Source organism: Mesorhizobium sp., assembly GCF_004962925.1.
Lineage (GTDB): Bacteria > Pseudomonadota > Alphaproteobacteria > Rhizobiales > Rhizobiaceae > Mesorhizobium.
In genome coordinates this window covers 2,254-9,635 of the sequence record NZ_SUEO01000144.1, presented here as the reverse complement: position 1 = coordinate 9,635, position 7,382 = coordinate 2,254, and the positions used below count along the sequence as shown (strand labels likewise).

Below are 7,382 nucleotides of genomic sequence, written 5' to 3'. Positions count from 1 at the left end.
CTCGCGATACTCGCGCTTCTCGACATCGACCAGATGCACGGCGGCACCCGCCGTGCCGTAATGCACGCGCTTGCCCTGGATCAGCATGTCGTGCTTGGGATCCTGGCCATGCAGCGTGAAATGCCGTGCCGCTCGTCTGATGGTGTCGAGGACGAGCGCGCGGGGAAAACGAATACGCCCGTCCTCGCTGAGGATGGCGCCGGCCTTGGTCAACGCCTCGATGCAGGATGGGATGGCATTGGCGAAGCCGACCGTTTCAAGCAGCGTCAGCACCGCTTCGTGGATGCGCTCGCGGTCGTTTTCGCTGAGTGGCCCGTAGCTTCCGCCTTCGAGGCCGGCGCGCACCGGCTTGATATCGTCGGCGAGTGGCGCCGCGCGCATGGCGCGGCGCGCTTCGCGCCCGCCGGAACGCCGCGAACGTTGGTCCGAGGGCGTATCCGGCTTCTCAACAGCCACTGACATGGAGGCACTCCACCTTTAGCTGCGAAGCTGGCGGCGGCGGTTGGTCCACCATCGGCCTGCTTCGTCCCCTTATGCCTCGAACTATGCCGTCGGCATTGGCACAGCCTATGAGCCAGACGGTCCCGTCGCATATGCCAGAGCGCTAAACAACGATGGCCGGTCCAAACGCGGACGAGGCATCAAGCCGCCGCCGGCCTGCGCCCGGCCGCCGTTGCCAGTTCGCGGATGCCAGGCTCGATGTGCTGCAGCGCAATCGAGGAGATGCCCAGTCGCATGAAGCGCGACGGCTTTTCAGTGCGGTCGAAGAAGCGGTCGCCCGGCTCGATGATGACGCTGCGCGAGGCGGCGGCCTCGGCCAGCCCGCGCGAATCGGTGCCGCGCGGTCCCTCGAGCCAGAGCGATGCGCCGCCGGCCGAATCGGTCGAGCGCCACTCCGGCAGGAAGGCGGTAATCGCATGGATCAGACGCTTGCGCCGTTCGTCGAAGGCGCTCGACAGCCGCCGCACCAACGCCTCGTGGTGACCAAGCGATAGGAACAGCGCGACCGCGCGCTGGTTGTTGGCCGGCGGATGACGCAGCATGAAGCGGCGCAGCGCGCGAAGCTCGGAGATCAGCCCGGCCGAGGCGACGATGTAGCCGAGCCGCAGACCGGGAGCCAGCGTCTTCGACATCGAGCCGACATAGATGACGCGACCGGAACGGTCGAGACTCTTCAGCGCCTGCTGCGGCGCCTCGTCCAGGAGCTGGCTGTCATAGCCGTCCTCGATGATGATCTGGTTGTGGCGATTGGCGCGCGCCAAAAGGTCCTGCCGGCGCTCCGCCGACAGCGGCACCATGGTCGGGCAATGGTGGCTGGGCGTTACGAAGACGAAGCCGGAATCATTGGGAATAGAAGCGGTTACGATGCCGGAGTGGTCGACCGGGACCGGTGTGACGTCGGCGCCCGCCAGCCGGAAGATCGAGCGTGCGTCGGGATAGCCGGGGTCTTCCATGGCCACCTTGGAGCCCTTGGTCATCAGCAGCGTCGCCAGCATATAGAGCGCGTTCTGCGCGCCGAGCGTGACGATGATCTCATCGGGATTGGCGAAGATGCCGCGCCGCGGCAACAGCCGCGCCTGGATCTGCTCGATCAAGAGCGGATCGTCGCGGTCGACCATGTCGGATGCCCAGTTGCGGATCTCGAGCACGGCGAGCGCCATGCGGTTGCACTCGCGCCACTCGGCAGTCGGGAACAGTGCCGGATCGAACTGGCCATAGACGAAGGGGTAGGACGACTTGATCCAGTTGTCGTGCTTGGCCGGCGGTGGCATGTCGCTGGCCGCGATCTGCCGACGCGCCTTCCAGTCGATCTCATTGGCCTGGTCGGGCGCCTTCTGATGCGGCCTCGCCGGGGTCGCCAGCACGTCGGGATTGACAAAATGGCCGCGCCGTTCGCGCGCCACCAGGAAACCCTGGTCGACGAGCTGCTGGAAGGCCAGCACCACGGTGCCGCGTGCCACGCCGAGTTTCTCGGCCAGGATCCGGCAGGACGGAAGCGGCATCGAAGCGGCAATCTGCCGGTCGAGGATGGCGGCGACGATCGCTTGACGGATCTGCGCCTGCAGGGTCTGGCCGGAGTCCGCCGAAATCCGGAACAGGCCGGACCATATGGCCGTGTCGTTTCGCTGTGGCATGGGAAATGTTCCTCGATGGCCAGCCTTTTTCATTTGGCTGGACCAGTCGAATGTACCGGTGGCACAAGGCGTTGCGCCAATCAATTTTTCTGATCGTTGGGATTTACGCCAGTGATCCTTCGCTGCGCTGCGTCATCCCGGTGTGACGCAGTGCGTCATCGCGGCGTGACGTAACGCGTCATCGCGGCGTAACGCAGTGCGTCATCGCTGCCCATTGAAACCAGTGGGTTTCGGCTAGATAGTTTGCCGCGACGACACGCGCCGGAAACATGCGGCCTGTTATGTTGGCATCAAAGACTTCGGAGTAAGCCAGTGGATCAATCGTCCTTTCAAAAACAGCTCGACGCCTTGCGCGCTCACCGTGCGGCCAAGTCAGGCAGCATGCGCGAGGCTTTCGCTGCTGATCCGCAGCGCTTCGAAAAATTCTCCGCCACCGACGGCGACCTGCTGCTCGACTGGTCGAAATGTGCGGTCGATGCGCAGACGATGGATCTGCTTGAGAGGCTGGCGGAAGCCGCCGATCTCGAAGACCGGCGCGCCGCGATGTTCTCTGGCAAGAAGATCAACGTCACCGAGGGCCGCGCCGTGCTGCACACCGCGCTGCGCAACCTGAACGGCAAGGGCATCGTGCTTGACGGCCAGGACGTGAAGGCGGAAGTCGTCGCCGTGCTCGACGCGATGGGCGCCTTCGCCGATGCCGTGCGCTCCGGCAAGGCGGCCGGCGCCACCGGCAAGAAGATCACCGATATCGTCAACATCGGCATCGGCGGGTCCGACCTTGGCCCGGCCATGGCAACGCTGGCGCTGGCGCCCTATCACGATGGGCCGCGCACGCATTACGTGTCCAACATCGACGGCGCCCATATCCACGACACGCTGAAGGGCCTTTCCGCCGAAACCACGCTGTTCATCGTCGCTTCGAAGACCTTCACCACCGTCGAGACGATGACCAATGCCGAAACGGCGCGCGACTGGGTGCAGAAGGCGCTCGGCAAGGAAGCGGTCGGCAAGCATTTCGCCGCCGTCTCGACTGCGCTGGACCTGGTGGCCAAATTCGGCATCGCGTCCGACCGCGTCTTCGGCTTCTGGGACTGGGTCGGCGGACGCTATTCGGTGTGGGGCGCGATCGGCCTGCCGGTGATGATCGCCGTTGGCCCGAAGAATTTTCGCGCTTTTCTTGATGGCGCGCATGCGATGGACGAACATTTCCAAACGGCGCCGCTGGCCAGCAACCTGCCGGTGCTGATGGGGCTGATCGGCTGGTGGCATCGGGTGATCTGCAAATATCCCGCACGCGCCGTCATTCCTTACGACCAGCGCCTGTCAAGGCTGCCGGCGTATCTGCAGCAGCTCGACATGGAATCGAACGGCAAGAGCGTCACCCTCGACGGCGGCGCTGTGACCACCCCGACGGGTCCGCTGGTCTGGGGTGAGCCCGGCACCAATGGCCAGCACGCCTTCTTCCAGCTGCTGCATCAGGGCACCGATTTCATCCCGGTCGAATTTCTCGCCGCGGCCATCGGCCATGAGCCCGGTCTCAAGCATCACCACGATCTGTTGCTCGCCAACTGCCTGGCGCAGTCGGAAGCCTTCATGAAGGGCCGCACGCTTGAGGAAGCGCGCGCACAGATGCTGGCAAAAGGCATGACGCCCGCCGAGGTCGACAGGATCGCCCCGCACCGCGTCTTCTCCGGCAACCGGCCCTCGGTGACCATCCTCTACAGACAACTCGATCCGCATACGTTCGGGCGGCTGATCGCGCTCTATGAGCACCGCGTCTTCGTCGAAGGCACGCTCTTCAACATCAATTCCTTCGACCAATGGGGTGTCGAGCTGGGCAAGGAACTGGCGACCGGGCTGCTGCCTGTCGTGGAAGGCAAGGAGAATGCCGCAAAGCGGGACGCGTCGACCGCTGGGCTGGTGGGACACATCCACCGATTGCGCGGATCGGAGTAAGCGGCTTGGCCGAGATCAAGGGAATATTGTTTGACAAGGACGGCACGCTTGTCGACTTCAATGCAACATGGCTTGGCGTTGCCGATTTCATGGCGATGGATGCGTCGGAGGGCGACCGCTGGAAGGCCGACAGGTTGCTTGCCGCGGCGGGCTTCGATTTCGCCACCAAGCGCTTCAAGCCTGACTCCATCTTTGCCTCCGGCACCAACATGGACGTTGTCGAGCTTTGGTTTCCGCGCCTGTCCGACGAAGACCAGATGCTTGCCGTCGCCCGCTTCAACGAGATCACCTCCATGCAGGGCTCGGCGATGGCGGTGGCGCTGCCGGGCATCGTCGAGACGCTCGGCGTTCTTCACAGGAAATCCTACCGGCTCGGCGTCGCCACCAACGATTCGACCACTGGCGCGGAAAAGACATTGCTGACGCTGGGCGTCGCGCAGCTGTTCGACGCCGCCTATGGTTACGACGCGGTGGCCAATCCGAAACCGGCGCCGGATACGATCCTTGCCTTCTGCGACCTGACCGGCCTGAGGCCGGCCGCGATCGCCATGGTCGGCGACAATCGCCACGATTTGGAGATGGCGCGGGCCGGCGGCTGCGGGCTGGCAATCGGCGTGCTCTCCGGCACCGGCACGCGGGAATCACTGTCGCAGATCGCCGACGTCATTCTGGATTCGGTTGCCGACCTGCCCGACTTTCTTTCGGCAAGGGTCAAGGAGACGATCTGAGCCCGCCTCCAGGCTGCTCCGGCTCGAACGAGAAGACGCCGCTCGGCTTCATTCCCGTATCTTTTGCCTGGCCGACATCCGGCACCTGGTACTCGGCTAGCAGGCGAAGCCGCGAGCGGGGCAGGTAGGCGCGGCCCGGGTCGCCGATAAGCACATTGATGCCGGCGGCCAGGCAGCGGTCGAGAAAGGGGATGACCCGGTCGGCGAGATCTTGCCCGTAAAACAAGTCGCCGGCCGCCACGACATCCACCGGTAGCGGCGGACCAGCGGTGATATCCTCCCCAACCACCGTGATCGTAACGCCGTTCGCCGCCGCATTGAGACCGAGCGCGGCGACGCCGTTAGGGTCGATCTCAGCCGCGATCACTTCGCTGGCTCCGGCCTTTGCCGCGGCGATGCCGACGAGGCCCGACCCGGCGCCGAGGTCGAGCACGCGAAGCCCGGCCACGGACTTCGGCCGATCGAGGATGTAGCGGGCAAGCACCGCGCCGCCGGCCCAGGCATAGGCCCAGTAAGGTGGCTGCGGCTCCGGCCCGTCCTCGTCGGCTTCGGTTCCTTCTTCTTCCGGCCCGGCAGCTCGCCCTTCTGGATGTGTGAGCCGCCACAGACCGCTCGCTGGATGGGCTGCATAAAGCCGGATTTCGGGAAGCGCGGGAACAGGGGCGATACGCATGTTCGCCTTGATGAATGTCAGCGGATCGGGACGGGAAAGCGTGTTCGCCGCGTCGTCGACAGTAAGGCAATCGCCCAAAGTTATATACCTATCCCCGTAACGCCCGCCGCAGGATCTTGCCCACCGGCGTCTTCGGCAGTTCGGTCCGAAACTCGATGTATTTTGGCCGCTTGTAGCCGGTCAGGTTCTCGCGGCAATAGACAGTCAGCACCTCAGCGGTCAGCAACGGGTCCTTCTTGACGACGAACAGCTTCGGCACTTCGCCTGAATGCTCGTCCGGCACGCCGATCGCCGCCACTTCGAGCACGCCCGGATGCAGGGCCACGACTTCCTCGAGTTCGTTCGGATAGACGTTGAACCCGGACACAAGGATCATGTCCTTCTTGCGGTCGACGATCTTGGTGTAGCCGCGCTCGTCCATGAAGCCCATGTCGCCCGACTTGAAGAAACCGTCCTTGGTCATCACCTTGGCGGTCTCGTCCGGCCGGTTCCAGTAACCGGCCATCACTTGCGGTCCGCGGATGCAGACCTCGCCGACTTCGCCGAGCGGCAAATCATTGCCGTCGTCGTCGCGGATGGCGATCTCGGTGGACGGCAGCGGCAGGCCGATCGTGCCGGTGAAGTTGCCATCGCTGAATGTGTTGGCGGTAGCCACCGGTGAGGTTTCCGAAAGCCCGTAGCCCTCGGTGACCGGGCAGCCGGTCAGCGCCTTCCAGCGTTCGGCGACACCCTTCTGCACCGCCATGCCGCCACCCAGCGTCAGGATCAGCGGCTTGAAGTCGAGTTTGCGGAAATCCTCATTGTTGAGCAGCGCGTTGAACAGCGTGTTGAGGCCCGGAAAGATGTGGATGGGGTATTTGCCGAGTTCCTTGACGAAGCCTGGAATGTCACGCGGATTGGGAATGAGTATGTTCCGGCCGCCCATCTGCATGCCCATAAACGCGTTCACCGTCAGCGCAAAGATATGATAGAGCGGCAGCGCGCAGATGAAATTGAGATGCGCCGGTTTCGGCTTGACCGTGTAGGCGTCTTCGACCCAAAGCGCGTTCTGCGCGACATTGGCCAGCACGTTGCTGTGCAGCAGCACCGCGCCTTTCGAGATGCCCGTGGTGCCGCCGGTATATTGCAGGAAGGCGATGTCGTTGGCTGCGACCTTCACCGGCTTGAAGTTCACGCCGGCGCCTGCCTTCAACGCGGCGTTGAACTTGATATGGCCCGGCAGCGACCAGGCCGGCACCATCTTCTTCACGCGGCGCACGACGAAATTGACGATCGTCCCTTTCAGGCCGCCAAGCATGTCGCCCATCGCCGCGACCACGACATGCTTGACCGCCGTCTTGGCGATCACCGCCTGCAAGGTGTTGGCGAAATTCTCGAGAATGACGATGGCTTGCGCGCCGGAATCCTTGAGCTGATGCTCCAGCTCGCGCGGCGTGTAGAGCGGGTTGATATTGACCACGACATAGCCGGCGCGCAGCACTGCCATCATCGCCACCGGATATTGCAACACGTTCGGCATCATCAGCGCGACGCGCGCGCCTTTCTGCAGCCCTATCGATTGCAGATAGGCGCCGAAGGCGGCCGATTGCCGCTCGACTTCCGCATAGCTGATGGTCTTGCCCATGCAGGTGAAGGCGGGCCTGCCGGCATACTGCTTGCAGACGTCGGCGAGCAGATCGCCGATGGAGCCGAAGGGCAGGACGCCGATCTCGGCCGGAACGACTTTCGGATAGCTTTTGAGCCAAGGCTTTTCCGGCAATCGGGCGGCAGGCGCTTTCGGCAATCTCCTGGCCGAACCCGGCTTCGATGCCGATGAAGCCGTTGTCGCTGCGGCCTTCGGCCTGGCCGCGGCAACGGCTTTGGCGGACGGCGATTATGACTTGTCGGGGC

6 protein-coding genes are annotated in these 7,382 nt (G+C 64.0%); 2 read left to right on the top strand and 4 right to left on the bottom strand.

What is annotated here, in order from left to right; genetic code table 11:
- Both E5W87_RS24240 and E5W87_RS24235 read right to left on the bottom strand, forming a co-directional pair.
- Positions 1-462 (bottom strand): trimethylamine methyltransferase family protein (locus E5W87_RS24240; RefSeq protein WP_292403253.1); only part of this gene is annotated, 462 nt, incomplete at its 3' end.
- A 179-nt stretch (positions 463-641) separates the two neighbouring features.
- Complete coding sequence (locus E5W87_RS24235; protein ID WP_095482982.1) at positions 642-2,135, bottom strand: PLP-dependent aminotransferase family protein; 1,494 nt, start codon at positions 2,133-2,135, stop codon at positions 642-644.
- Between the two features lie 312 nt (positions 2,136-2,447).
- Between E5W87_RS24235 and pgi the strand changes: the two genes are divergently transcribed.
- Both pgi and E5W87_RS24225 read left to right on the top strand, forming a co-directional pair.
- Positions 2,448-4,091: a glucose-6-phosphate isomerase gene (pgi, locus tag E5W87_RS24230; protein WP_292403247.1), complete on the top strand. Its 1,644-nt coding sequence runs from the start codon at positions 2,448-2,450 to the stop codon at positions 4,089-4,091.
- A gap of 5 nt (positions 4,092-4,096) precedes the next feature.
- Positions 4,097-4,819, top strand: coding sequence for an HAD family hydrolase (locus E5W87_RS24225; RefSeq protein ID WP_292403243.1), 723 nt, complete (start codon positions 4,097-4,099; stop codon positions 4,817-4,819).
- On the opposite strand, the gene E5W87_RS24220 is transcribed toward E5W87_RS24225, so the two are convergent.
- Positions 4,803-5,492: a methyltransferase gene (locus tag E5W87_RS24220; protein ID WP_292403273.1), complete on the bottom strand. Its 690-nt coding sequence runs from the start codon at positions 5,490-5,492 to the stop codon at positions 4,803-4,805. The two genes, E5W87_RS24225 and E5W87_RS24220, sit on opposite strands and share 17 nt — an antisense overlap.
- Before the next feature lie 88 nt (positions 5,493-5,580).
- Positions 5,581-7,275, bottom strand: a complete 1,695-nt coding sequence (locus tag E5W87_RS24215) for a long-chain fatty acid--CoA ligase (RefSeq protein ID WP_292403241.1) — start codon at positions 7,273-7,275, stop codon at positions 5,581-5,583.
- Positions 7,276-7,382: the final 107 nt, after the last annotated feature.